20 protein-coding genes are annotated in these 24,134 nt (G+C 64.0%); 12 read left to right on the top strand and 8 right to left on the bottom strand.

The window, feature by feature from the left end; all coding sequences use genetic code 11:
• Nucleotides 1-13: 13 nt before the first annotated feature.
• The 3 genes from ACVDHE_RS05810 to ACVDHE_RS05800 all read right to left on the bottom strand — a co-directional run bounded on the left by ACVDHE_RS05810 (nucleotide 14) and on the right by ACVDHE_RS05800 (nucleotide 4,698).
• Nucleotides 14-1,513 carry a sugar ABC transporter ATP-binding protein gene (locus tag ACVDHE_RS05810; RefSeq protein ID WP_458885911.1) on the bottom strand — a complete coding sequence of 500 codons (1,500 nt, stop codon included), beginning with the start codon at nucleotides 1,511-1,513 and terminating at the stop codon, nucleotides 14-16.
• A gap of 197 nt (nucleotides 1,514-1,710) precedes the next feature.
• Nucleotides 1,711-2,826, bottom strand: coding sequence for a galactose ABC transporter substrate-binding protein (locus tag ACVDHE_RS05805; RefSeq protein WP_458885910.1), 1,116 nt, complete (start codon nucleotides 2,824-2,826; stop codon nucleotides 1,711-1,713).
• Nucleotides 2,827-3,180: 354 nt separating this feature from the next.
• Complete coding sequence (locus ACVDHE_RS05800; protein ID WP_458885909.1) at nucleotides 3,181-4,698, bottom strand: 4Fe-4S dicluster domain-containing protein; 1,518 nt, start codon at nucleotides 4,696-4,698, stop codon at nucleotides 3,181-3,183.
• Nucleotides 4,699-4,989: 291 nt separating this feature from the next.
• On the opposite strand from ACVDHE_RS05800, the gene ACVDHE_RS05795 reads away from it, so the two are divergent.
• The 8 genes from ACVDHE_RS05795 (at nucleotide 4,990) to ACVDHE_RS05760 (ending at nucleotide 14,769) form a co-directional block, all read left to right on the top strand.
• Nucleotides 4,990-6,021: an ABC transporter ATP-binding protein gene (locus ACVDHE_RS05795; RefSeq protein WP_325226431.1), complete on the top strand. Its 1,032-nt coding sequence runs from the start codon at nucleotides 4,990-4,992 to the stop codon at nucleotides 6,019-6,021.
• Nucleotides 6,005-6,871, top strand: coding sequence for an ABC transporter permease (locus tag ACVDHE_RS05790; RefSeq protein WP_213037239.1), 867 nt, complete (start codon nucleotides 6,005-6,007; stop codon nucleotides 6,869-6,871). Before ACVDHE_RS05795 ends, ACVDHE_RS05790 begins: the two co-directional genes overlap by 17 nt.
• A gap of 14 nt (nucleotides 6,872-6,885) precedes the next feature.
• The gene (locus ACVDHE_RS05785; protein WP_458885908.1) at nucleotides 6,886-8,304 is read left to right on the top strand and encodes a Gldg family protein; all 1,419 of its coding nucleotides are present in this window, start codon (nucleotides 6,886-6,888) and stop codon (nucleotides 8,302-8,304) included.
• Between the two features lie 72 nt (nucleotides 8,305-8,376).
• On the top strand, nucleotides 8,377-9,414 hold the full coding sequence (locus ACVDHE_RS05780; RefSeq protein WP_458885907.1) for a DUF4340 domain-containing protein: 1,038 nt from the start codon (nucleotides 8,377-8,379) through the stop codon (nucleotides 9,412-9,414).
• 214 nt (nucleotides 9,415-9,628) lie between these two features.
• Complete coding sequence (locus ACVDHE_RS05775) at nucleotides 9,629-10,312, top strand: response regulator transcription factor (protein WP_325226438.1); 684 nt, start codon at nucleotides 9,629-9,631, stop codon at nucleotides 10,310-10,312.
• Between the two features lie 61 nt (nucleotides 10,313-10,373).
• The gene (locus tag ACVDHE_RS05770) at nucleotides 10,374-11,609 is read left to right on the top strand and encodes a sensor histidine kinase (protein WP_458885906.1); all 1,236 of its coding nucleotides are present in this window, start codon (nucleotides 10,374-10,376) and stop codon (nucleotides 11,607-11,609) included.
• 147 nt (nucleotides 11,610-11,756) lie between these two features.
• Nucleotides 11,757-12,464 (top strand): response regulator transcription factor, encoded by a 708-nt coding sequence (locus ACVDHE_RS05765; RefSeq protein ID WP_325226441.1) that lies wholly within the window; start codon nucleotides 11,757-11,759, stop codon nucleotides 12,462-12,464.
• Nucleotides 12,433-14,769 carry a sensor histidine kinase gene (locus ACVDHE_RS05760; RefSeq protein ID WP_458885905.1) on the top strand — a complete coding sequence of 779 codons (2,337 nt, stop codon included), beginning with the start codon at nucleotides 12,433-12,435 and terminating at the stop codon, nucleotides 14,767-14,769. Before ACVDHE_RS05765 ends, ACVDHE_RS05760 begins: the two co-directional genes overlap by 32 nt.
• Before the next feature lie 54 nt (nucleotides 14,770-14,823).
• Here ACVDHE_RS05760 and ACVDHE_RS05755 read toward each other — a convergent pair whose 3' ends face one another.
• Entirely contained in the window at nucleotides 14,824-15,252 is a 429-nt protein-coding gene (locus ACVDHE_RS05755) for a PaaI family thioesterase (RefSeq protein ID WP_213037232.1), read from the bottom strand.
• Nucleotides 15,253-15,461: 209 nt separating this feature from the next.
• Here ACVDHE_RS05755 and ACVDHE_RS05750 point away from each other — a divergent pair, with 209 nt between their 5' ends.
• From ACVDHE_RS05750 to ACVDHE_RS05740, 3 genes are all read left to right on the top strand, one after another.
• Nucleotides 15,462-15,824 carry an ArsR/SmtB family transcription factor gene (locus ACVDHE_RS05750; RefSeq protein ID WP_325226445.1) on the top strand — a complete coding sequence of 121 codons (363 nt, stop codon included), beginning with the start codon at nucleotides 15,462-15,464 and terminating at the stop codon, nucleotides 15,822-15,824.
• A 47-nt stretch (nucleotides 15,825-15,871) separates the two neighbouring features.
• Nucleotides 15,872-16,090 (top strand): cation transporter, encoded by a 219-nt coding sequence (locus ACVDHE_RS05745; protein WP_213037230.1) that lies wholly within the window; start codon nucleotides 15,872-15,874, stop codon nucleotides 16,088-16,090.
• Nucleotides 16,091-16,172: 82 nt separating this feature from the next.
• Nucleotides 16,173-18,134: a heavy metal translocating P-type ATPase gene (locus ACVDHE_RS05740; RefSeq protein ID WP_458885904.1), complete on the top strand. Its 1,962-nt coding sequence runs from the start codon at nucleotides 16,173-16,175 to the stop codon at nucleotides 18,132-18,134.
• A 96-nt stretch (nucleotides 18,135-18,230) separates the two neighbouring features.
• Here ACVDHE_RS05740 and ACVDHE_RS05735 read toward each other — a convergent pair whose 3' ends face one another.
• From ACVDHE_RS05735 to rnhA, 4 genes are all read right to left on the bottom strand, one after another.
• The gene (locus tag ACVDHE_RS05735; protein WP_458885903.1) at nucleotides 18,231-19,565 is read right to left on the bottom strand and encodes an MATE family efflux transporter; all 1,335 of its coding nucleotides are present in this window, start codon (nucleotides 19,563-19,565) and stop codon (nucleotides 18,231-18,233) included.
• Nucleotides 19,555-19,989 (bottom strand): MarR family winged helix-turn-helix transcriptional regulator, encoded by a 435-nt coding sequence (locus ACVDHE_RS05730; RefSeq protein WP_213037227.1) that lies wholly within the window; start codon nucleotides 19,987-19,989, stop codon nucleotides 19,555-19,557. Before ACVDHE_RS05730 ends, ACVDHE_RS05735 begins: the two co-directional genes overlap by 11 nt.
• Before the next feature lie 634 nt (nucleotides 19,990-20,623).
• Entirely contained in the window at nucleotides 20,624-22,558 is a 1,935-nt protein-coding gene (locus ACVDHE_RS05725; RefSeq protein WP_458885902.1) for an NAD(+) synthase, read from the bottom strand.
• Nucleotides 22,559-22,893: 335 nt separating this feature from the next.
• Complete coding sequence (gene rnhA / locus ACVDHE_RS05720) at nucleotides 22,894-23,331, bottom strand: ribonuclease HI (RefSeq protein WP_458885901.1); 438 nt, start codon at nucleotides 23,329-23,331, stop codon at nucleotides 22,894-22,896.
• Nucleotides 23,332-23,655: 324 nt separating this feature from the next.
• On the opposite strand from rnhA, the gene ACVDHE_RS05715 reads away from it, so the two are divergent.
• Entirely contained in the window at nucleotides 23,656-23,892 is a 237-nt protein-coding gene (locus ACVDHE_RS05715; protein WP_213037224.1) for a helix-turn-helix domain-containing protein, read from the top strand.
• Nucleotides 23,893-24,134: the final 242 nt, after the last annotated feature.

Here is a 24,134-nt window from a genome sequence, read left to right as displayed (position 1 = left end):
ATATCCCCCTCTATTACACATATTTGGCGGCCAGGGTAAGGATCTCCTCCTGGCTGGTGTTCTTGGCGTCCACTTCGCCGGCCAGCAGGCCGCCGGACATGACCAGGATCCGGTCGCACACGCCCAGCAGCTCCGGCATTTCGGAGGAGACCATGACCACGCCCTTGCCCTCTTTGGCCAGGTTGATGATCAGCTCGTAGATCTCGTACTTGGCGCCCACGTCGATGCCGCGGGTGGGCTCGTCCAGCAGCAGCACCTCCGGCTTGGTCAAAAGCCACCGGCCGATGATGACCTTCTGCTGGTTGCCGCCGGACAGGGACCGGATCTGGGTGTCCTGGCTGGGCGTCTTGATGCGCATGGCCTGGATGGCCCACTCGGTGTCGGCCCGCATCTTCTTGTCGGACAGGCAGATACCGCCCATCAGATAGCTCTTCAGGTTGGAGATGACGGTGTTGTCCAGGATGCTGCGGATGCCGAAGATGCCGGTGGCCCGGCGCTCCTCGGTCAGCAGGGCAAAGCCGTTTTTGATGGACTCCCGGGGAGAGCGGTTCTTGATCTCCTTGCCGTGGAGGCGGATGGTGCCGCCGCCCTTGGTCATGGAGCCGAACAGGTTCTCCAGCACCTCGGTGCGGCCGGAGCCGTCCAGACCGGCGATGCCCAGGATCTCACCGGCGCGCAGCTGGAAGCTGGCGTCCCTGAGGCGGGTGTACTTGCCGGACAGGTGCTCCACGTCCAGGATGACCTCGCCGGGGACGTTCTCCTTGGGGGGGAAGCGGTTGGTGAGCTCGCGGCCCACCATGAGGCGGATGATCTCCTCCATGGTCAGCTCGCTGGCGGGGCGGGTGGCCACGTACTGGCCGTCGCGCATGATGGTGACGTCGTCGCTGATGCGGAGGATCTCCTCCATCTTGTGGCTGATGTAAATGATGCCGCAGCCCCGGTCACGCAGCATGTTGATGATGCGGAACAGGTGCTCCACCTCAGTCTCCGTCAGGGAGGAGGTGGGCTCGTCAAAGACGATGACCTTGGCGTTGTAGCTGACGGCCTTGGCGATCTCCACCATCTGCCGCTGAGAAACGGGCAGGGTGGACATGATGGCCCGGGGATCCACATGGACCTCCAACTCATCGAAGATCTCCTTGGTGCGCTTGCGCATGATGCTCTCGCTGACCATGATGCCGCCCACCTTGGGGTAGCGGCCCAGCCACAGGTTGTCGGTGACGGTGCGGGTCAGGGCCTGGTTGAGCTCCTGGTGTACCATGGCCACGCCGTTTTCCATGGCCTCCTTGGAACTCTTGAAGTTGACCTCCTTGCCCTCCAGGGTGATGGTGCCGCTGTCCTTGGCATAAATGCCGAAGAGGCATTTCATCAGAGTGGACTTGCCCGCGCCGTTCTCGCCCATCAGGGCGTGGACAGTGCCGGGGCGGACCGTCAGGGACACGCCGTCCAGGGCCTTGACACCGGGGAATTCCTTGGTGATCCCCCGCATTTCCAGCAATGCCGGCTGTTCCATATCTGTTTCCTCCTTTACACACAAATTTTCGCTGAAGCTTCTGCCTCGGCCGCGTCCGGAGGGCGCGGCTCAGGCAGAGGCTCCATCCCGTCATAGAAAAAGGCCCCTGTTTTGAGCCGTGGGGGAGCGGGGCTGCCGGTGTTCGACAGCCCCGCTCGTCACATCACTCAGCGTTGGGGCAAGGTGTTCAGACCGAATCAGGCCGTGACCATGGCGTAAGGCACACGGATCTTGGCGCAGTCGGCGTCCACATTGTAGCTGTCGGTGTTGTCCATCAGGGCGGCACCGGAGCCGATGTTGTTGATCAGGGTCAGGATGGTGTTGGCCATGCCCTCGGCGTCCTGCTTGACGGTACCGGTCATCTGGCCGTTCTGGATCTTCTGGACGGCGGAGTCCATGGCGTCGACGCCGTAGACGGGGATGGTGGTGGAGCCCTCGTCGCCGGTGTTGTAGCCGGCGGCCTGCAGAGCGGCGATGGCGCCCTCGGCCATGCCGTCGTTGTTGGCGATGACCAGCTCGATCATGTTGTTGGAAGCCTCAGAGTAGGAGGCCAGGATGGTGGTCATGTAGTCGGTGGCGGCCTGAGAGGACCAGCTGCCGGTGGTGTCCACCAGGTACTTGGAGGAGTTGTTGGCGTCATAGAAGGACAGGGCGGGCTTGCCGGCCTCGGTCAGCAGGGCGTCGGCGTCCTCCACGGCGAACTGGGTGCGGTACTCGGCCTCGGCGTTGCCCTCCTGGCCCTTGAACAGGACGTAGGAGATGGTGCCGTCGCCGTTGAGATCCACGGCGTCATAGTTCTCCAGCAGGTAGGTGCCGATCATCTCGCCCTGCATGTGGCCGGCCTCGGCGGCGTCAGTGCCGACGAAGGCGCAGTTCTCATAGCTGTCGACGACCTCGTTGGCAACCTCGCGGTTGAAGAAGATGATGGGGATGCCGGCGTTCTTGGCGGCATCGCAGGCCTGCTGGGCAGCGTCGGGAGAAGAGGTCTCCACAATGTTCACCACCAGCAGGTTGGCGCCGTTGGTGATGGCGGTGTTGATCTGGTCCAGCTGGGTGGCCTGGTTGTTGGCACCGTCATAGTTGTTGTAGGCGATGCCGGCACCCTCCAGCAGGCCGTCCATGGCGCTGCGGACAGTGGTGATGTAGGCATCGGCGAAGTTGTAGTAGAACACGCCCACGTTCAGGGCGCTGCCGGTGGTCTCCTCGGTGGCGGTGTCGTCGGTGGTCTCCTCAGTAGCGGTGTCGCCGCCGCCGCAGGCCACCAGGGACAGGCTCATGACCAGAGCCAGGATCAGGGCAAGAAATTTCTTCATGATGTTCCTCCTGTAAAAATTGACTTCTTTTCTCCGCGGAAGGGCGGTTTTCCCCTCCGTCCTCCGAAGTTGGCTTTATTTTAATGCTTCTTTTGGAAAAAAACGATAGAATTTTCTTCGCACTTCTAGGAAAAAACTTTGGTTCTTACTTTTTTTCTACGTAAGCTTTCCGAAAACCATATTAAATTTACACAAAACGAGTTCAAAAAAATGTGAGAATTTCCATATTGACAAAATCAAACACGTTTGTCTTCCCGCGAAGGACACATGGCCTCCAAAAAAAGTCCCCGCCGTTTCGGCGGGGACTTGGGTCTGATCAGCGAACCCGGATAACCGGCATGCCGGAAAGCGGGATCACTCCTCCACTTCTTTCAGACGGTTCAGATAGGGGCTCTCGGTGCTGCTGGCGGCGGCCGCCTGCTGCTTGAACTTCTCCACGTTGACGGCGCTCTCCTTCACGGGGGTGACGGTGCCGGCGCCGGCCACGCAGCCGCCGGGGCAGCCCATGCCCTCCAGCAGATAGCCGTCCCGCTTGCCGGCCTTGGCCATCATCAGCATCTTGCGGCACTCCTTCAGGCCGTCGCCGTACTCGATGAGGACCTCCCGGTCGGGGTCGATGTGCTTGATGGCCTCCACCACGGCGGCAGCCACGCCGCCGCCCACGGCAAAGCCACGGCCCATGGCCGTGCCCTCCACCATGTCGTCGGCAGGGTCTCCCTCGATCTTGGTGAAGTCGATGTCCTTGGCGTCGAACATGCCCTGAAGCTCCTCAAAGGTCAGCACGAAGTCCACGTCGGAGCGGACGGACTTGCGGTTGGCCTCCAGCTTCTTGGCGGCGCAGGGCCCGATAAAGCAGATCCGGGCGTTGGGCCGGTCCTTCTTCACCATGCGGGCGGTGATGACCATGGGGGTCAGGGCCATGGAGATATAGTCCTTGAACTGGGGGAAGAGCTTTTTGGCCATGACGGACCAGGCGGGGCAGCAGGAGGTTCCCATGAAGGGCTGCTTGGCCGGCACGTTCTCCAAAAAGTCGTGGGCCTCCTCCACGGTGCAAAGGTCCGCGCCGATGGCAACCTCCACCACGTCGGCAAAGCCCAGGGCGCGCATGGCGGCCTTGAGCTTGGAGGGCGTGGCGTCCTTGCCGAACTGGCCCACGAAGGCCGGGGCCACGCAGGCCACCACTTCCTCGTCCTTGCGCATGGCGTTGATGACCTGGAAGATCTGGCTCTTGTCGGCGATGGCGGCGAAGGGGCAGTTGACCAGGCACATGCCGCAGGAGACGCACTTGTCGTAGTTGATCTTGGCCCGGCCCAGCTCGTCGGAGCCGATGGCGTCCATGCCGCAGGCGGCGGCGCAGGGCCGCTCGATCTTGGAGATGGCCCGGTAGGGGCACTGGTTGAAGCACTTGCCGCACTTGATGCACTTGTCCTGATCGATGTGGCAGTGCTTGTTCTCATCGAGATAGATGGCATCCTTGGGGCAGACGTTCATGCAGGGATGGGAGATGCAGCCCTGGCAGCTGTCGGTGATGCGGATCTGCTTGGGGGGGCAGGCGTTGCAGGCAAAGGGGATGATGTTGATCAGGGGCTCCTCGAAATACTTCTGGTCGGTGGCAGCCTCCTGGATGTGGGCGCTGACGGGAGACTGGGCGTCCGCGGGCTGCAGGCTCATACCCAGGGCCAGACGGACCCGTTCCTGCACGATGGCCCGTTCCAGAAACACGTCGTGGCGGTGGTGGGCCACCTCTCCGGGAACGATCTTGTAGGGGATCATGTCCACCCGGCTCAGGTCTCCGTCCTCATAGGCCAGACGGGCCACCTCCGTAAAGACGTTGCGGCGGATATCGTCTACCGCGCTGTGTACTCCTCTCATGTCCTTTTTTCCTCCGTCTTTCCCCGGGCGGTCGCATTCCGTCCCGGTGATGTGATTTGTGAGTTTTTTCGCAATTTGCGCACTTATTATATAGGAGGCCCGCTTTCTTTGCAAGAAAATCTCGCTGGAAATTCCCAGAAAAGAGGAACTTTTCACGCTTTCTTGCCGCCGGACCGAAAAGGTCCGGTTTTTTGTCCCCTCTTTCAGTTCGGTTTCAGATTTCCGGTCTATACTGCCCAGCGTTGACGGGAGGGGCCCCTGTGCGCCCGCTCCCAAAAGGAGGTTTGCTTTGTGATCGAGGTCAAAAACCTGGTGAAGCGGTACGGCGACCACTACGCGGTGGATCACCTGAGCTTCACGGTGGAGGACGGCCACGTCTTTGGCTTCCTGGGGCCCAACGGCGCCGGAAAGTCCACCACCATGAATATCATGACCGGATACCTGGCCGCCACGGAGGGTCAGGTGCTCATCGACGGCCACGATATTCTCGACGAGCCCGAGGCCGCCAAGGCCCGGATCGGGTATCTGCCGGAGATCCCGCCCCTGTACGGGGACATGACGGCGAAGGAGTACCTGCGCTTTTGCGGGCGGCTCAAGCGAATCCCCAAGGGCGAGCTGGAGGACCAGCTCCAGCGGGTGCTGACCCTGACCCATCTGGAGGACATGGCGGATCGTCTGATCCGCAACCTCTCCAAGGGCTACCGCCAGCGGGTGGGGCTTGGGCAGGCCATTCTGGGCTTCCCGGGCACCATCATCCTGGATGAGCCCACCGTGGGCCTGGACCCCAAGCAGGTGGTGGAGATCCGGGACCTGATCCGCCAGCTGGCAAAGGACCACACGGTGATCCTCAGCTCCCACATCCTCTCGGAGATCCGGGCGGTGTGCGACCAGGTGCTCATCATCCGCAAGGGCAAGCTGGTGGCCTGCGACACCCCGGAGGCCCTGGAGGGCAAGCTCTCCGCCGGCGGGGCCCTGGAGCTGGAGGTCCGGGCGGACGCGGACCAGGCGGCGGCGGTGCTGGAGACGGTGCCCGGCATCACCGGCTGCGCCGTGCTCAGCCGTGTGGGCGACACCGCCCGGCTGTCGGTGTCCTGGGACCGGGACGTGCGGGAGGCGGTGTTCTACGCCCTGGCCGACGCCCAGTATCCCATCCTGGAGATGCGGCCCCGGACCGCCTCCCTGGAGGAGGCCTTCCTGGACCTGACCGACGAGGACGACGCCGTGGCGGCCAAGGCCGCGGCGGCGCTGTCCGGCGCCGCCGCGCAGCCCGCGCCGGAGGACGCGGAGACGAGAGAGGAGGCAGACCATGACGGCAATTTATAAGCGGGAGGTTGCCTCCTACTTCAACTCCATGACCGGGTGGCTGTTCACGGCGGTGCTGACGGTGTTCATCGGCATCTACTTCTTTGTATACAACCTGTTCAACGGCTACCCCTATTTTTCCATGTCCCTGAGCTATACGCTGTTTGTGTTCATGGTGGTGGTCCCCATCCTCACCATGCGGTCCATGGCGGAGGAGCGCCGCAGCAGGACCGACCAGCTGCTGCTGACGGCGCCGGTCAGCGTCACCGGCGTGGTGATGGGCAAGTACCTGGCCATGCTGACGGTGTTCGCCCTGCCCACGGCCATCGCGTGCCTGTGCCCCCTGATCATCGCCCTCAACGGCTCGTCCTTCCTGCTGGCGGACTACGGCACCATCCTGGCCTTCTTCCTGCTGGGCGCCGTAGAGATCGCCGTGGGTCTGCTGGTCTCCGCCCTGACGGAGAGCCAGCTGATCGCCGCCGTGGGCACCTTCGGCATCTTGCTGGTGCTGTACCTGTGGGACGGCCTGGTCAGCTTCCTGCCCACCAGCGCCTCCGGGTCCCTGCTGGGCCTGCTGGCGGCGCTGATCCTGGTGTGCTTTTTGCTCAACGCCCTGTCCGACAACTGGAAGATCACCGCCGGCACCCTGGCGGTGGGCGCGGCGGTCATCGCCGGGTTCTACATCAAGGACTCCTCCGCCTTCGCCGGGCTGCTGCCGGACGTGCTGGGCAAGTTCTCCCTGATCACGGCCTTTGACAGCTTCGCCTCCGACCACGTCTTTGACCTGCGGGGCGTGCTGCTGTATCTGTCCCTGTGCGCGCTGCTGGTGTTTCTGACCGTTCAGGTGGTCCAGAAGCGCCGCTGGAATTGAGGGAGGTGACGGCAATGGAACGGAAAAACTGGAAAACCGCCCTGCGGGAGACCGCGGGCCGTCACGCCTCCCGCCGGGGGGCCTTCGCCGCGGGGCTCATGGCCCTGGCCGTGGCCGCGGCGGTGGTGTTCAACCTGCTGGCGGCGCAGCTGCCGGAGAGCTGGGCCCAATGGGACTTGACGAACAGCGGCATCTATGATATCACCGATACGTCGGTGGAATACCTCGCCGCCCTGGATCAGGACGTGGAGATCCACATTCTGTCCGATCAGGACAGCGTGGACAGCCGCATCGTCCGCTTCCTGGACAAGTACGCCGCGCTCAGCGACCGCCTGAGCGTGGAGTACATCGACCCGGTTGTCTACCCCTCGGTGCTGAGCACCTACGGCGTGGACGCCGGCACGGTGGTGGTCACCTGCGCCGCCACCGGCCAGCAGGAGTCCTTCGCCATCGACGACATCATCGGTTACGACCTGATGACCTACTACTATTACGGCACCAAGAGCGAGACGGACTTCGACGCCGAGGGCCTGCTGACCTCCGCCGTGGACGCGGTGGTGTCCGAGGCGTCCCGGACGGTCTATGAGACCACCGGCCACGACGAGTCCGCCCTGCCCCTCAGCGTGACGGAGCGGCTGGACAAGGCCCACGTGGCGGTCTCGTCCGTGAACCTGCTGACCGACGGCGGCATCCCCGCCGACTGCGACCTGCTGCTCATCAACGCCCCCACCCGGGACCTGGCCGACGACGAGCTGGACATGGTGCTGGAGTACCTCTCCACCGGCGGCCAGGTGGTCTACACCATGGCCGGCCAGCTGGAGGACCTGCCCAACTTCGAGGCCATGTGCGCCGCCTACGGCATGACCGTGGCCGACGGCCTCATCGCCGACGCCGGGCGCTACTATCAGAACATCCCCTACCTGTTCTTCCCCCTGGTGGACACCTCCGTGGACGCCGCCTCCGCCCTGACCAGCGACTCCATGGTGCTGATGTACAACGCCCGGGGCGTGACGCTGACGGATCCGGAGCGGGACACCATCACCGTCCAGTCCTTCCTGACCACCTCGGAAAACGGCTTCGCCATCCTGGACGCCGACCACCAGACCCAGGGCACCTACGCCGTGGGCGCCGTGGCCACCGAGGAGATCGACGACGGCCTCTTCACCCGGCTGACCGTGTTCGGCTCCGCCTCCCTCACCGATGAATCCATCACCTCCAGCTTCACCAACCTGGACAACACCGACCTGTTCGTCTCCGCCGTGCTGGCGGGCTTTGACGACATCTCCGCCATCTCCATCGAGCCGGTGAGCCTGTCCGTCCCCATGAACACCGTCACCACCGCCGGCATCTGGGGACTGCTGTTCATCCTGGTGATCCCGGCGGCGCTGCTGATCTGCGGCTTCCTCCGCTGGATGCGCCGCCGCAAGCTGTAAGGACCCCCGGCGGGGTCCCACGGAAATCCCGCGCGGGCCCCGCCCGCCGCTGCAACAAAGGAGAATACGCCCATGAACCGATCCCAGAAAAAGACCCTGCTGACCCTGGTCGTCGTGGTGGCGGCGCTGGCCGCCGTGCTGCTGATCGTCCGCACCCTGAAGGACCGCAGCGCCCGCCAGGCCGAGGAGGAAGCCGCCGCGGCGGAGGCCGCCGGCGTTATCACGGAGGAGGCGGCCTACTCCGCCCTCAGCTATGACAACGGCACCACCGCGCTGTCCTTCGCCCTGGACGAGAACGGGAACTGGACCTGGGCCGACGACCCGGAGTTCCCCCTGGACGCCTCCACCGTCACCGCCATCGTGGACCTGCTGACCGCCCTCAAGCCCCAGCAGACCATCACCGACGGCGACACCCTGGAGGCCTACGGCCTGGACGATCCCTTCGCCACCCTCACCGCCACCACCCCGGAGGGGGAGACGCTGACCCTCGCCCTGGGCAACGCCACCACCGACGGCACCAGCTACTACATGCTCATGAACGGGCAGGAGAGCCCCGTCTACATCATTGCGGACACCCTGTACACCTACATGTCCAAGGCCATCTACGACATGTGCGCCCTGCCGGAGCTGCCCCTGCTGACCGAGGAGCGGATCCTCTCCGTGACCCTCTCCGGCGCTGAGACCGTGACCCTGACGCCGGACCAGGACGAGGACGCCGACGGCAGCGTCACCGTCACCTGGAAATCCGGCGGGGAGGACGTGACCGACGCCGCCGCGGACCTGATCGGCGAGCTGGAGGCCCTGAGCGTCACCAAGTGCGTGGACTACAAGCCCACCGACGAGGCGGTGAGCATCTGCGGCTTTGACGAGCCGGTCACCGTCACCATGACCTACCTCACCGACAGCGGCACGGAGCAGACCCTGACGCTGGCCTTCGGCACGGAGAACCTGGACGGCGACGGCCGCTACGTCCGCGTGGACGACGACACCACCATTTACCAGATGGATCTGGACAGCGTGGACGCCCTGTTTGCCGCCGCCCAGAACGGCCTGACGGCGGCGGACGCCGCCGCGGAGACCGCCGATGCGGCGGACGACACCGCGGCGTGACCTTGCCAGGCCGTCCGGCCCATGGTACAATCAGGGGGAGCCGAAGGCTCCCCCTGATCTGTCAAAAAGAATTTTGACAGATCAGGCCGCTTTCAAAGCGTTTTCAACGTTTTGAAAGCTGTTTATTGAAATTGTGCAGGAAACCCTTCCTGGGTTTCCCGCACACACTCTTCCTTCCCGTTTATGGGTATTTTCCGGAATGGAGGCATGGTGCATGCGGGTACTGGTCATAGAGGATGAGGTACGGCTTGCGGAGACCCTGCGGGATCTGCTGGAGATGGACGGCTATGCCGTGGATGTGTGCCACGACGGCGAGACGGGCCTGGACAACGCCCTCAGCGCCATCTACGATGTGATCCTGCTGGACGTGATGCTGCCCAAGCTGGATGGGTTCACGGTGCTGCGGCGGCTGCGCGCCGCCGGGGACGCCACGCCGGTGCTGATGCTGACGGCCCGGTCCGAGGTCTCCGACAAGGTCCAGGGCCTGGACTGCGGCGCCGACTACTATCTCACCAAGCCCTTCGAGCCCCGGGAGCTGCTGGCCTGCGTCCGGGCTCTGATCCGGCGGCAGCCGGAGCTGCGCACCGGTACCGAGGGCCTCACCTGCGCCGACCTGCGGCTGGACCGGAGCACCTTTTCCCTGTCCTGTGGCGAGCGGAGCGTGCGCCTGAGCCGCAAGGAGTTCGACATGATGGAGCTGCTGATGCTCAACCAGAAGCAGGTGCTCACCAAGGAGACGCTGCTGCTGAAGATCTGGGGCTACGAGTCCGACGCCGAGGACAACAACGTGGAGGTCTACATCTCCTTTCTGCGGCGCAAGCTGGAGCATCTGCACTCCGCCGTAAAGATCCGCACCATCCGCATGGTGGGCTACTGCCTGGAGGCGCCGGAAACCTGACCCGGCCGGTCTGATTTCCACTTTTCCACATTTTTTTCGACAAAAAGGGGGTGTTCTGCCCATGATCCGTAAATTGCAGGTAAAATTTGTGGCCATGTGCATGGTCATGGTGACGGCGGTGCTGGCGGTGGTGTTCTTCTCCGCCTACGCCTCCGCCCAGCAGAACATCCAGATCATCAGCCGGGAGGTGCTCCAGCGGGTGCTGCGGGAGAGCGCCTCCAACGCCCTGTCCCGGCCGGACATCGGGCTGGACCTGGGGGACCGGGTGGTCCAGCTGCCCTACTTCACCGTGGAGGTGTGGCAGCAGATCAGCGGCACGTACAGCGCCTATGTCACCGGCGGTACCTACGCCAATCTGGAGGACACGGAGGAGCTGACCGCCATCATCACCGACTGCCTCTCCCAGGACCGGACGGAGGGCACCGTCGACAGCTACAACCTGCGTTATCTCCGCCAGGACAACGGACTGTATCAGAAGCTGGCCTTTGTGGACATGTCCATGGAGCAGGCCACCCTGCGGGAGATGATGGGCTCCTACTTCCAGATCGGCGCGGCGTCGCTGCTGCTGCTTCTGGGCGTGTCCATCCTCCTGGCCCGCTGGGCCACCCGGCCGGTGGAGCGGGCCTGGCGCCAGCAGCGCCAGTTCCTCTCCGACGCCTCCCATGAGCTGAAAACGCCTCTGACGGTGATCCTCTCCAACGCGGAGATGCTCCAGTCGGCGGACCTGCCCGACCGGCCCGCCCGGTGGAGCGACAACATCCGCTCCGAGGCCGGGCGCATGAAATCCCTGGTGGAGGAGATGCTGACACTGGCCCGTGCGGACAACGCCGTCCGCACGGCGGTGATGGAGACGGTGTCCCTCACCGACGTGGCGGCGGACTGCGCACTGTCCTTCGAGCCGGTGGCCTTTGAGGCGGGCAAGCCCCTGCGGGAGGACCTGGCCGGGGACGTGACGGTGCTGGGAGACCGGGAGAAGCTGCGGCAGGTGATCGCCATTTTGCTGGACAATGCCGTCAAGTACGGCGCCGCCGGCGGCGCCATCACCCTGACGCTGCGAAAAACCGACCGGCAGGCCCGGCTGACCGTGGCCAACCCCGGCGCGCCCATCCCCCCGGAGCAGCTGAGCCGCCTGTTTGAGCGGTTCTACCGGGCGGACGATTCCCGGGGGGAGCAGTCGGGCTTCGGCCTGGGGCTGCCCATCGCCGCCGCCATCGCCGCCGAGCACAGGGGCGCCCTGAAGGCCGAGAGCGACGCATCCTCCACCCGCTTCATCCTGACGCTGCCGCTGAAAAAATGAAGCTGCCGGAAAAGGGGCGCGGCCCCTTTTCCGGCCGTATCGGGGACCGGAAGGCCCCCGTTTTTTGTAAGAAATCCGTAAGAGATTTCCCCGCACCGCTGTAAGAATTGTGTGGGACACTGACCTTGGCTCAAGGAGGGACGCGACATGAACGAATGGATTCTGGTGGTGGACGACGACGCCGAGATCGCCGGGGCCATCGCCATCACCCTGGAGCGGGAGGGCTACCGGTGCCTGAAGGCCGCCGACGGCCTCGCCGCCGTGGACCTGGCGCTGACGAAGCCGGTGGACCTCATTTTGCTGGACGTGATGATGCCGAAGCTGGACGGCCTCACCGCCCTGCTGCGGATCCGGGAGAAGCGGAACCTGCCGGTGATCGTCCTGTCCGCCAAGAGCGAGGACTCCGACAAGATCCTGGGGCTTTCCATGGGGGCCGACGACTACGTCACCAAGCCCTTCAACCCCCAGGAGCTGGCGGCCCGCGTCCGCAGTCAGCTGCGCCGGTACACTCAGCTGGGGGACATCCACGCCCGCTCCCGGGCGGGGGTGCTGGTCAACGGCCGCCTGGCCTACGACCCGGAGAGCCGCCAGCTCACCGCCGACGGCGAGCCGGTGCGCCTCACCGCCACGGAGACGAAGATCGTGGAGCTGCTGATGAATCACCCCGGACGGGTGTTCCCGGCAGAGGAGATCTACCGCCGGGTGTGGGGGGAGGAGACGGCCTACGCCTGCGAGAACACGGTGATGGTCCACATCCGGCGCATCCGGGAGAAGGTGGAGCTGAACCCCAGCGAGCCAGATTACATCAAGGTGGTGTGGGGAATTGGATACAAAATGGAACGGCATGGAGCATGACCCCGGCGAGGAGCTGGAGCACTACGTGGCCGCCCGGGTGGGCGAGGCGATAAACGGGGCGGAGGAGGCCCCCGGGGTCCTTCGGGTGGAGCCGAAAAAGCACCCCCGGCTCCGGGCCTGGACCGGCGTGGCCGCCCTGCTGCTGGGCTTCGCCCTGACGGCGGGGAGCCTGCTCTCCGGCCTGGGGCAGTGGGTCACCGGCAGCGATCTGGAGTGGTGGAAGGACGACTGGCAGGAGACCCGGGCCTTTGCCTCCGAGGTCAGCGGCTATGTCCGGGACTTTCTGACCCTGGGGGCCGGGGGAACGCTCACGTGGTACGACACGGTGCTGGAAGGCGATTCCGGATGGACCTCCGGCGGCTGGTACTCGGACACCGCCTCCGACAGCGCCATGGCCTCGGAGGAGTCCGGGTACACGGCGCCGGACGCGGCCTATCAGGCGGACAAGAACGTGCTCTACTGCATCCGCAAAAACAACCGCGTCCTTTACCGCAACACCAGCCGAGCTCTGGCCGATACCTCGTACATCCCGGAGGGATACAACTTCCTGCTGATCTTCAAGGACGGCAAGGCCCAGGCCTGGAAGGACGGGAAGGAGGCGGACCTCTACGGCAGCGGCATCTACACCGAGGACCGGAGCTGGTATCTGCCCGGCTACGAAAACTTCACCGCCGGAGAGGGCGTGGAGGGCGTGGAGGTCCGCATGGCGGTCCGGAATACCCCCATCCGCTACCTCCAGGGCCAGTACGACAGCGGCTACATCTCCCGCAGCAGCCCCATGTACGGCCTGTATGAGGAGCTGCGCGGCTTCTACACCTTCTATCTCAGGGCCGCCCTGGCCCTGGCAGCGGGACTGGGCCTGCTGTCTCTGGCCTGTTTTCTCCGGAAGGACCGGAGGCGGGCGGAGGCGGCCATCGCCGCCAAGACCGTGTACGTGTGGACGGAGCTGCGGTTTCTGGCGGTGGCGGCGTGCCTGCTGTCGCTGCTCTTCGGCTATACCGATCAGGGCGTTCCCTTCTGGCTGCTGTTCCATATCCTCACCAATATCAGGGGTCTCTCCTGGGCCATTGTGACACAGGAGTATCTCCCCATCGGCGTCTGGATGCTTCTGGAAAACCTGCCCCTTTTGCTGCTTTTGTGCCTGCTTCTGTGGCTGATCCGGATAGACCACCGCTATCATTCCAAGGAGCAGCGGCGGAGCTGGCTGCGGAGCCTCCGCCGCCTCCTCCGGGACCGCTCGCTCCGCCTGCCGGTGCAGCAGCGGCTGCGGCGGTGGGCATTGGCCCTGCCGGCGGCCATGGTGGGCGGCACCGCGGCGGCCGCCGTGCTGCTGGTGATCGGCATGGAGCTCTACTGGTGGAACCTGTACTTCGCCTGGGTGCTGCTGACGGTGCTGGGCTTCCTCATGGTGCTGGCGCTGTGCATCCTCTCCTCCCGGCACCAGCTGTCCCTGGCCCGGGATCTGGGGCGTCTGGCGGATCAGGCGGCGGCCATCCGGGCCGGAAACCTGGACGCCGCGGCGGAATTGCCCGCGGACACGGACCTGCACCAGATCGCGGAGGACCTCAGCCACATTCAGTCCGGCCTCCAGCAGGCCCTGGCGGACCGGACCCGCAGCGAGCGGATGAAGGTGGAGCTGATCGCAAACGTCTCCCACGACCTGAAAACGCCCCTGACCTCCATCCTCTCCTACGCGGAGCTGCTGCGGCAGGAGCCCCTGGAGGGGGCCGCGGCGGACTACGCCCGGATCATCGATGAGAAGGCCCAGCGCCTCAAGGCCATGGTCCAGGACGTGTTCGAGGTCAGCAAGGCCGCCTCCGATCAGCTGCCGGTGGATCTGGAGCGGCTGGACCTGGGAAAGCTCCTGCGCCAGACCCTGGCGGACATGGCGGACCCCATCGAACAAAGCGGCCTGACCGTGCGCACGGACCTGCCGGAGGGGGAGGTTCCCATCGTGGCCGACGGCAAGCGGCTCTACCGGGTGTTCCAGAACCTGATCCAGAACGCCTTGCAGTACTCGCTCCCCGGCAGCCGGGTCTACCTCCAGCTGACGGCGGGGGAGGGAAGGGCGGAGGCCAGGGTCCGCAACACCTCCAGCCGGGAGCTGCCGGAGGGCGTGGACTTCACCGCCCGGTTCGTCCGGGGGGACGAGAGCCGCACCGACGGCGGCAGCGGCCTGGGCCTCTCCATCGCCCGCAGCTTCACCGAGGCCTGCGGCGGGGAGCTGACCGTGGAGACCGTGGCGGACCTGTTTACCGTCCGGGTGTCCTTCCCCCTGGCGCCGGACGCCCCGGCGAAGCGCTGAATACGCATAAGAACGCCCCCGCGCCTGTCGGCGCGGGGGCGTTTTCCGCAAGGCTTATTCTTTTGGGGCCTTCTGGTCCATCAGGGCCTTGTCCACGCAGAAGAAGGTGAACTCCCCGGTGGCCAGGAGCTTGCCGTCCTCGCCGGTGATATCCACCGCCGTCAGCACCGTGGACTTTCCCCGGTGGCGGACCCAGGCCGTGGCCCGGACAGTGCCGCTGGCCTGGTTGCGCAGGAAGTGCAGGGCGCTGGTCTGGGTGACATAGTAACGGCCGTCGGTGTGGGCGGCGGTGCCGGTGGCATTGTCCGCCATGGTATAGATGGCGCCGCCGTGGACCATACCGTAGGGGTTGCGGCTCTCCGGCCGGATGTCCAGCCGGAACACCGCCCGGTCCGGCTCCACGGACTCCAGCTCGATGTGGTTGTGCAGCATGAAGGCGTTTTTCTGCAAACGCTGCCGGGTGTTCTGCTCCAGTTCGCTCATGAATCGCTCTCCTTATCTGTGGCCGGAACGGACCGGCAAAGTCAACATGGGATTTATTTTACAAGAATACAAGGGATTGTCAACCAGTTTTCCCGGAAAAACGCCCCTTCGTCGGGAGGGCAAAAATTTTTTTCCAGAGGGGTTGACATTTTATTTTTCCTTTATATAATGAACATATGAACAGATATTCATATGAAAGGAGGCGGACCATGGAGGACCGCTACAACGTGGAGTGCTGCGACTTTATCCACGCCCACGAGGAGATCGTGGAAAAGGTCCGGGACAAGATCCCGGGGGAGGACACCCTGTACGACCTGACGGAGCTGTTCCGCATCTTTGCCGACTCCACCCGCATCCGCATCCTGTACGTGCTGCTGGAGTCGGAGATGTGCGTGTGCGACATCGCCGCTCTGCTGGGCATGACCCAGTCCGCCATCTCCCATCAGCTGCGGGCTCTGAAAAACGCCCGGCTGGTGAAGTCCCGGCGGGAGGGCAAGACCGTGTTCTACTCCCTGACCGACGACCACGTGAAAACCATCATCGACCAGGGCCTGGAGCACGTCAGCGAGTAATTCCGGATCGTTATATTCCTATTTTATTATACTGGGAGGACTGCATCATGAAAAAGCGTTTCAACCTCACCGACCTGGACTGCGCCAACTGCGCCGCCAAAATGGAGACCGCCATCAAGAAGATCGACGGCGTCCATGACGCCACCGTCAGCTTCATGACCCAGAAAATGACCATCGACGCCGAGGACGACCGCTTCGACGCCATCATGAAGGAAGTCGTGGCCGTGTGCAAAAAGGTGGAGCCGGACTGCGTCATCAACCTGTGAGCCCGAGGCCGCCGTTTCCGGCGGCCTTTTTCCCGCTGTTTTTCCACAATCTCTCCCTCTCTTTGGAAAAGGAGGCTCTGTTATGAGCAAACTCTCCCGCAAGCAGAAAAAGATGCTGCGGCGGATCGTTGTCTCCGCCGTTCTTCTGGTCCTTTTGAAGCTGCTGCCCCCCATCCCCATCCCGGCGGCGCTGTCTCTCCTGGCGGACCACAGTATCAACGGGGAGGGGGGACCCTTCCTGTCCCTGTGGCCCCTGTACCTGATCCCCTACGCCGTCATCGGCTGGGACGTGCTGTGGAAGGCCGTGCGGAACATCGCCCACGGCCAGGTCTTTGACGAGAACTTCCTCATGGCCCTGGCCACGGTGGGCGCCTTCTTCACCGGCGAGTACGCCGAGGCGGTGTTCGTGATGCTCTTCTACCAGGTGGGCGAGCTGTTCCAGGACTACGCCGTGGGCCGGTCCCGGGCCTCCATCGCCGCCCTCATGGATATCCGGCCGGACATCGCCAATCTGGAGCAGGCCGACGGCTCCACCGAGGAGGTGGACCCGGAGGACGTGGCCGTGGGCGACACCGTGGTGGTCAAGCCCGGCGAGCGGGTGCCCCTGGACGGCGTGGTCCTCACCGGCAGCTCCTCCCTGGATACCGCCGCCCTCACCGGCGAGTCCGTGCCCCGGGACGTGGGGCCCGGCGAGGCCGTCATCAGCGGGTGCGTGAACCTCAGCGGCGTGCTGCGCTTTCGGGTCACCAGGCCCTGCGGGGAGTCCACGGTCTCCAAGATCCTGGATCTGGTGGAAAACGCCAGCGAGAAGAAGTCCTCCAGCGAGGCCTTCATCACCCGCTTCGCCCGGTACTACACCCCCTGCGTGGTGATCGCCGCCCTGGCGCTGTTCCTGCTGCCCACGCTGGCCCTGGCCCTGGTGCCGGCGGCGTCCCTGCCGGGCTTCCTGGCGGGCACTGACTGGAGCGGCTGGCTCCACCGGGCGCTGATCTTCCTGGTGATCTCCTGCCCCTGCGCCCTGGTGATCTCCGTGCCGCTGAGCTTCTTCGGCGGCATCGGCGGCGCCAGCAAATGCGGCATCCTGGTCAAGGGCGGCAACTACCTGGAGGCCCTGGCCAAAACGGACACCGTGGTCTTTGACAAGACCGGCACCCTGACCCGGGGCGTGTTCACCGTCACTGCCATCCACCCGGCGGAGGGCTTCACCGAGGCGGAGGTCCTGGAGCGGGCTGCCCTGGCGGAGCACTGGTCCGACCACCCCATCTCCTTGTCCCTGAAGGCCGCCTACGGCCTGCCCATCGACGTGTCCCGGGTCCGGGACGTGGAGGAGATCGCCGGCCACGGCGTCCGGGCCATGGTGGACGGCGGGGAGGTCTGCGTGGGCAACGCCCGGCTCATGGAGCGTCAGAGCGTGGTCTGGCGGGACTGCCACCTGCCCGGCACCATCATCCATGTCACGGTGGAGGGCCGCTACGCCGGTCACATCGTGATCGCGGACCTTCCCAAGGAGGACGCCAGGGCCGCCATCGCGGACCTGAAGGCCGCCGGGGTACGGCGGACCGTCATGCTGACCGGCGACGTGGAGGCCGTGGCCGCCTCGGTGGCAAAGGACCTGGGCGTGGACGACTACCGCGCCCAGCTGCTGCCCGCCGACAAGGTGGACTATGTGGAGTCCCTGCTGGAGAAGCGGGACCGGACCGGGGCCCTGGCCTTCGTGGGCGACGGCATCAACGACGCGCCGGTGCTGACCCGGGCGGACATCGGCATCGCCATGGGCGCTCTGGGCTCCGACGCCGCCATTGAGGCCGCGGACATCGTGCTGATGGACGACAAGCCCTCCAAGATCGCCCTAGCCATGCGGATCTCCCGCAAGACGCTGCGGATCGTCCGGCAGAACATCGTCTTTGCCCTGGGGGTCAAGGGGCTGGTGCTGGTGCTGGGCGCCTTCGGCTGCGCCACCATGTGGGCGGCGGTGTTCGCCGACGTGGGCGTGGCCTTCCTGGCGATCCTCAACGCCATGCGCTGCCTGCGGGTGAACGCCTGACCGGGCATCTGCCATGCAGCCCTTCCCCGGAGGCGCCGCCCCATTATCGCGATCAAAGAGCCCCCGGAGGGTAGACCTCCGGGGGCTCTTTTTCTCTCACGCATACTGATATTTCTTTCTGCCCCACAGCAAAAACACCGCCGATACCAGAAGGCCCAGGACCTCCGCCGCAGGGACCGCCAACCAGATGCCCGTCCGCCCCAGCAGCTGCGGCATGATCAGCAGCATGCCCACCAAAAACACAAAGGTGCGGGCAAAGGAGATCACGGCGGAGACCAGCCCGTTGGAAAAGGCGGTGAACAGGGAAGAGGCAAAAATACTGATGCCCATAACCAAAAAGCTCGCCGCATACAGGGGAAACCCCTTCATGGTGATCTCATACACAGGGGTGCCGGGATCCGTAAACAGGATCAGACTGGGCCCGATCAGGAGCCTTGCCAGCAGATAGGCCCCCAGAGAGCACGCCAGGATCACACACAGACAGATCCGGACGATCCGGCGCAGCTGGCCGGTATCCTCCGCGCCGTACTTATAGCTGATCACCGGCGCCACACCCATGGAAAAGCCGAAAAACACCGCGGTGAACACAAACTGGAAATACATGGCGATGGTGATGGACGCCACGCCGTCCTCTCCCCAAAAGCGGAGAAAGATGATATTGAACAAAAAGGTGGTCAGGGCATTGGCGATGTTGCTGACCATCTCCGAAGAGCCGTTGCCGCAGGTGTGCAGCAGCATCGCCCACCGGGGACGGAAGGAGACGAACCACAGGGCACTGTCCCGGGGGCGGAGGAAATAGTACAGTCCCGCCGCGGCGGGGATACAATAGCCCACGCCCGTGGCCACGGCCGCCCCGGCCACCCCCATCTCCAGGGGGCCCATGAACCAGTAGTCCAGCACCATGTTGGAAACCCCGCCCAGCACCGTGGTGCCCAGACCCAGCCCGGGTTTTCCCGCCGTCACAAAGAGGACCTGAAACACCGTCTGCAAAAACAGCGCCGGCGCGAACCACAGCAGGATCCTGGTATAGGTCTCCGCGTAGGGCAGCTGCAAAGCGCTGGTGCCCAGCGCCTCCAGGATCGGCTCCAGAAGGGCGTTCCCCGCCAGGGCAAACACGCCGCCGGCCGCCGCGGCCACAGCCACCACGCAGGAAAAGTCCCGCCGGGCCAGATCGGCCTCTCCCGCTCCCATCTCCCGGGCGATGACGGCGCTGGCGCCGGTACCCAGCATGATCCCCAGCGCCAGCTCCAGGCTGTTGAGAGGATAGGACATATTCACCGCGGACAGCGCCAGCGTCCCCACCAGACGGGAGATGAACATTCCGTCCACAATGGTGTACAGGGACAAAAAGATCATCATGACCACATTGGCCGCGGAAAACCGCAGCAGGGAGGCGGCGGTGAAGCGCCGGGACAGGGCGTTACGCTCCATGGGATACCTCTGCGGAAAAGGCCTCGGTAAAGGCCCGGTTGGCCGCCACCATCTCCCGGAACCGCGCCTCGCCCATGGCCTTTACGGCCCGTTCCTCCGTCTCGTACAGCTCCCGCAGTCCCTCCGCCGCGAACGCCTTCCCGGCGGGAGTGAAAAAGACCAGCTTTTCCTTCTGATCCCGTCCGGCGCGCAGCTCCACATATCCGCTCCGCTCCAGTTCCTTCACCACGGTGTTCACCGTCTGCTTGGGGATCATCCAGTTTTCCGCGATCTGCTTCTGGGTGCAGCCCTGGTCCTGATCCAGCGCGTACAGGGTCATGGCCGTGTGATAGCTCAGCCCCTGCCGGCGGGCCAGGGCGGCGTACAGCTCATCCTGACGGCACAGGCAGGCGCACAGCTCCTTCATCTCTTGCCTGATGTTCATTCTGCTCCTCCTTGGTCCGAAATCGGACTATCGACGCAGGCTATTATAGTACGAAATCAGACTATTGTCAAGTGTGCCGGGCGCGGAGACGTAGGCGGGAAAGGGGGAGAGCCGTCATAGCCGGCTCTCCCCCTTTTGATAAGACAATATACAAACGTTTCCTCTCTCCGCTCCCCACAAACTCTCCGATTTTGCGGGGGCCCCGGGTTGGCGGCTGGCGGGGGATGGTTTTTGCTTCATCCAGCCCCTCCAGCTCCTCCTGCCACAGTGCTGCCACCGCGTCGCTGGGCATCCGCCGCGTCGGAGCAAAGTCCGCTTGTCTCTGTTTCCGCCTCCGGCGAAAACGCCGTCCGCTCCCTTGCTCCTCCTTTCCCCGCAAACTCTTCGATTTTGCGGGGGCCCCGGGTTGGCGGCTGGCGGGGGATGATTTTTACTTAATCCAGCCCCTCCAGCTCCTCCTGCCACAGTGCTGCCACCGCGTCGCTGGGCATCCGCCGCGTCGGAGCAAAGTCCGCTTGCCTCTGTTTCCGCCTCCGGCGAAAACGCCGTCCGCTCCCTTGCTCCTCCTTTCCCCGCAAACTCTTCGATTTTGCGGGGGCCCCGATATGGCGGCTGGCGGAGGGATGGTTTTTGCTTAATCCAGCCCCTCCAGCTCCTCCTGCCACAGTGCTGCCACCGCGTCGCTGGGCATCCGCCAGTCGCCGCGGGGGCTGAGGGCCACGGAGCCCACCTTGGGGCCGTCGGCCAGACAGCTGCGCTTGAACTGCTGGGAGAAGAAGCGGCGGTAAAAGCTCCGCAGCCACTTGAGCAGCACCCGCCGGTCGTATCTGCCGGCAAAGGCCTGCTCCGCCAGCCGCAGCACCTTCCGGGGACTGAAGCCCCAGCGGATGATATAGTACAGGAAGAAGTCGTGGAGCTCGTAGGGCCCCACCAGGTCCTCGGTCTTTTGGCTGATCTCCCCCTGGACGGCGGGCAGCAGCTCCGGGGACACGGGGGTGTCCAGAATGTCCGTCAGGACCGTGGACAGCTGGGGGTCCTCCGCCTCCTTGTCGTCGGAGATGAAGCTGACCAGATGCCGCACCAGGGTCTTGGGGATGCCGGCGTTGACAGCGTAGTTGCTCATGTGGTCGCCGTTGTAGGTGCACCAGCCCAGGGCCAGCTCGCTCAGGTCCCCGGTGCCGATGACGAGGCCACCGTTGGCGTTGGCGATATCCATGAGCACCTGGGTCCGCTCCCGGGCCTGGGCGTTTTCATAGGTGACGGAGTGGTCCTCCGGGTCGTGGCCGATGTCCTTGAAGTGGCTGCGGACGCTGGCCGAAATATCCACGGTCCGCAGGGTGGTGCCCAGCCGCTCCGCCAGCAGCACGGCGTTGGACTTGGTCCGGTCCGTGGTGCCGAAGCACGGCATGGTGACGGCGATGATGTCCGTGGCGGGCCGGTCCAGCATCTGCATGGCCAGCGCCGTGATCAGCACCGCCAGCGTGGAGTCCAGGCCGCCGGAGAGCCCCACCACCGCCGTACGGGCGCCGGTGTGCTCCAGCCGCTTCTTGAGACCCAGGGCGGCGATGCACAAAATCTCGCTGCACCGAGCCTCCCGGCTCTCCGCGTCCTCGGGCACGAAGGGGGTGGGGGAGACGGGCCGGGTCAGCCGGGTCTTGGTCACCGGCAGGTCGAAGCTGATCCGCCACACGTCCGGGCCGCCGCCCGGGAAGGTGAAGGTGTTCATCCGGCGGCGCTCAGCCGCCAGCTTGGCCACGTCGATCTCGCTGATGGTCAGCCCCGTGGCGAACCGCCGCTCCGCCAGGATGGTGCCGTTTTCCGCGATCAGGTTGTGGCCCGCGAACACCAGGTCCGTGGTGGACTCGCCCTCTCCGGCGTCGGCGTAGACGTAGCCGCACACCAGACGGCCGGACTGGCCCGTCACCAGGGAGCGGCGGTAGGCGGCCTTGCCCACGGTCTCGTTGGAGGCGGAGAGGTTCAGAATCAGGGTGGCGCCCCGGCGGGCCAGGGAGGTGGAGGGCGGCTCCGGCGCCCACAGGTCCTCGCAGATCTCCACGCCGATCACCAGATCCGGCACGCTGTCACAGGCAAAGATCCCATTGCTGTTGAGGCACACCGACTGGCCGCACAGCTCAAAATCGTCGTCCACGCCCTGAGGTCCGTCGGAGGAGGCAAACCAGCGCTGCTCGTAAAACTCCCCGTAATTGGGCACGTAGGTCTTGGGCACCAGGCCCAGGATCTCTCCTTTTTGTATTACAGCAGCGCAGTTATACAGTTTGTTATGCCACCGGTCCCGGACCGGCAGGCCCACGGCCGCGATTAGATCCAGATGTTTCGTGGCCTCCAGAATGGTGCGGAGGCCCTCCTCGGCGCCGTTCAGCAACGTCTCCTGCAAAAACAGGTCGCCGCAGGTGTAGCCGGTCAGGCACAGCTCCGGCAGCGCCAGGACCTTGACGCTCTGCTTGTCGGCCTCCCGCATGAGGGTAAAGATCTGCTCGGCGTTGTAGCGGCAGTCGGCCACCCGGATCCGGGGAGTGCCGGCAGCCACGGTGATAAAGCCGTCTTTCATGGGTAAAAACCTCCTTGTGGAACCAAATCCCATACTGGGGCTATTTTACACCGCCGGCCCACCATTTACAAGGCGAAGGGCGGAGGCCCGGATAAAAAAGGACACAAAAAAGACCGCCGGAGGCGGTCCTTTTTGCTGTGTGTGTTTTAGGAGGGAGAAAACGCATCGGGTTTGGGAGGACCCTTTGCTTGAGTATAAGATACCGGATAATTTTGGCCGAATTATGTTTATCTTATGAACAGTTTGTGAATCTTCGGTAGGAAAACGATTGCGTCTCCCTGAGAAACACTCAGTTTTTTACTTCTCTGACATACTCCGCAGCATGCCGCAAACCCTTATCTGAATTTCCGGCTCTCCAGCACCGCCAGCTCGTCGCAGCGGTTGTTGTACTCGTTCTCCGCGTGGCCCTTGACCCAGTGGGTGCGGACGGTGTGGATCTCGCACAGATCCAGCAGCCGCGCCCACAGGTCCGGGTTCAGGGCGGGCTTCTTGTCGGACTTGACCCAGCCCTTGGCCCGCCAGCCCTTGGCCCAGCCCTTGTCCAGGGCGTCGATGACGTACTTGGAGTCGGACCAGAGCTCCACGGCGCAGGGCTCTTTCAGCAGCTCCAGGGCGGAGATGACCGCCGTCAGCTCCATGCGGTTGTTGGTGGTGGAGGCCTCTCCGCCGGAGAGTTCTTTTTTGTGGGCGCCGTACATCAAAATGGCGCCCCAGCCCCCGGGGCCGGGGTTGCCGGAGCAGGCGCCGTCGGTATAAATGGTAACGGTTTTCATCTTCTGTTGTTTCCTTTGGATGATTTTTTTCAATCGCCGGACAGGTGCTGTCAAAAGCCGTTCAAAAAACGCGCAGGCACAATTAAGTCGCGTCCAGTAGCCGCCGTAGAGCATGGATGTGATCGTCATGCATATGATAACATAAAAAAGGGGAATCACCACGATCCACGCAGCGATTTTTTCCAGTAGCGCCACAATACCACCCCACAGGTGGTATTATAACATAAATTATTTATAAATACACATAAATAGTGTGTATTTACAATTATTCTGTTTGCTAACTTCCCCGCACATTGTGGTTAGAATAATTCCAGAGGTGGTCTCATGGATATTCGCCACTATAACGAGTGGATTCAAATTGGACTGAACATCCTGCACTATCGGAAGGAACAACGTCTGACCCAGGAACAGCTGGCAGATGCCTGCGGGGAAGATGGGGTCAGCCGAAACTATATCCAGCGGATCGAGACCGGGGTCAGCTCGTGCAGTCTGGACACACTGATCGACATTGCCAAGGCCCTGGACGTTCCCCTGTACAAGCTATTCGTATTCAAAGAATGAGAGCGTGGAATTCCACGCTCTCAACTTTTTTTTGCGTCCGGCGCGGGTGCGCATGGAGGAGGGTTTCATGCATCTCTCTCCCTCTCTGGTTCTTGCGGCCCCTCATCCGCCCCAGTGTGCCCACTGGGGCACCTTCCCCCTTGGGGGAAGGCTTTGGGGCTTTCACCGCCGGAGCCTTTTTCTCTCTTTGCAGAAAGGCAGCCGGCCGCAGGCCAGACGGATGAAGGGGACCGTCTGCGGTC

It is taken from the genome of Dysosmobacter sp. Phy, assembly GCF_054476235.1.
This window is presented reverse-complemented; position numbering and strand designations above follow the sequence as displayed.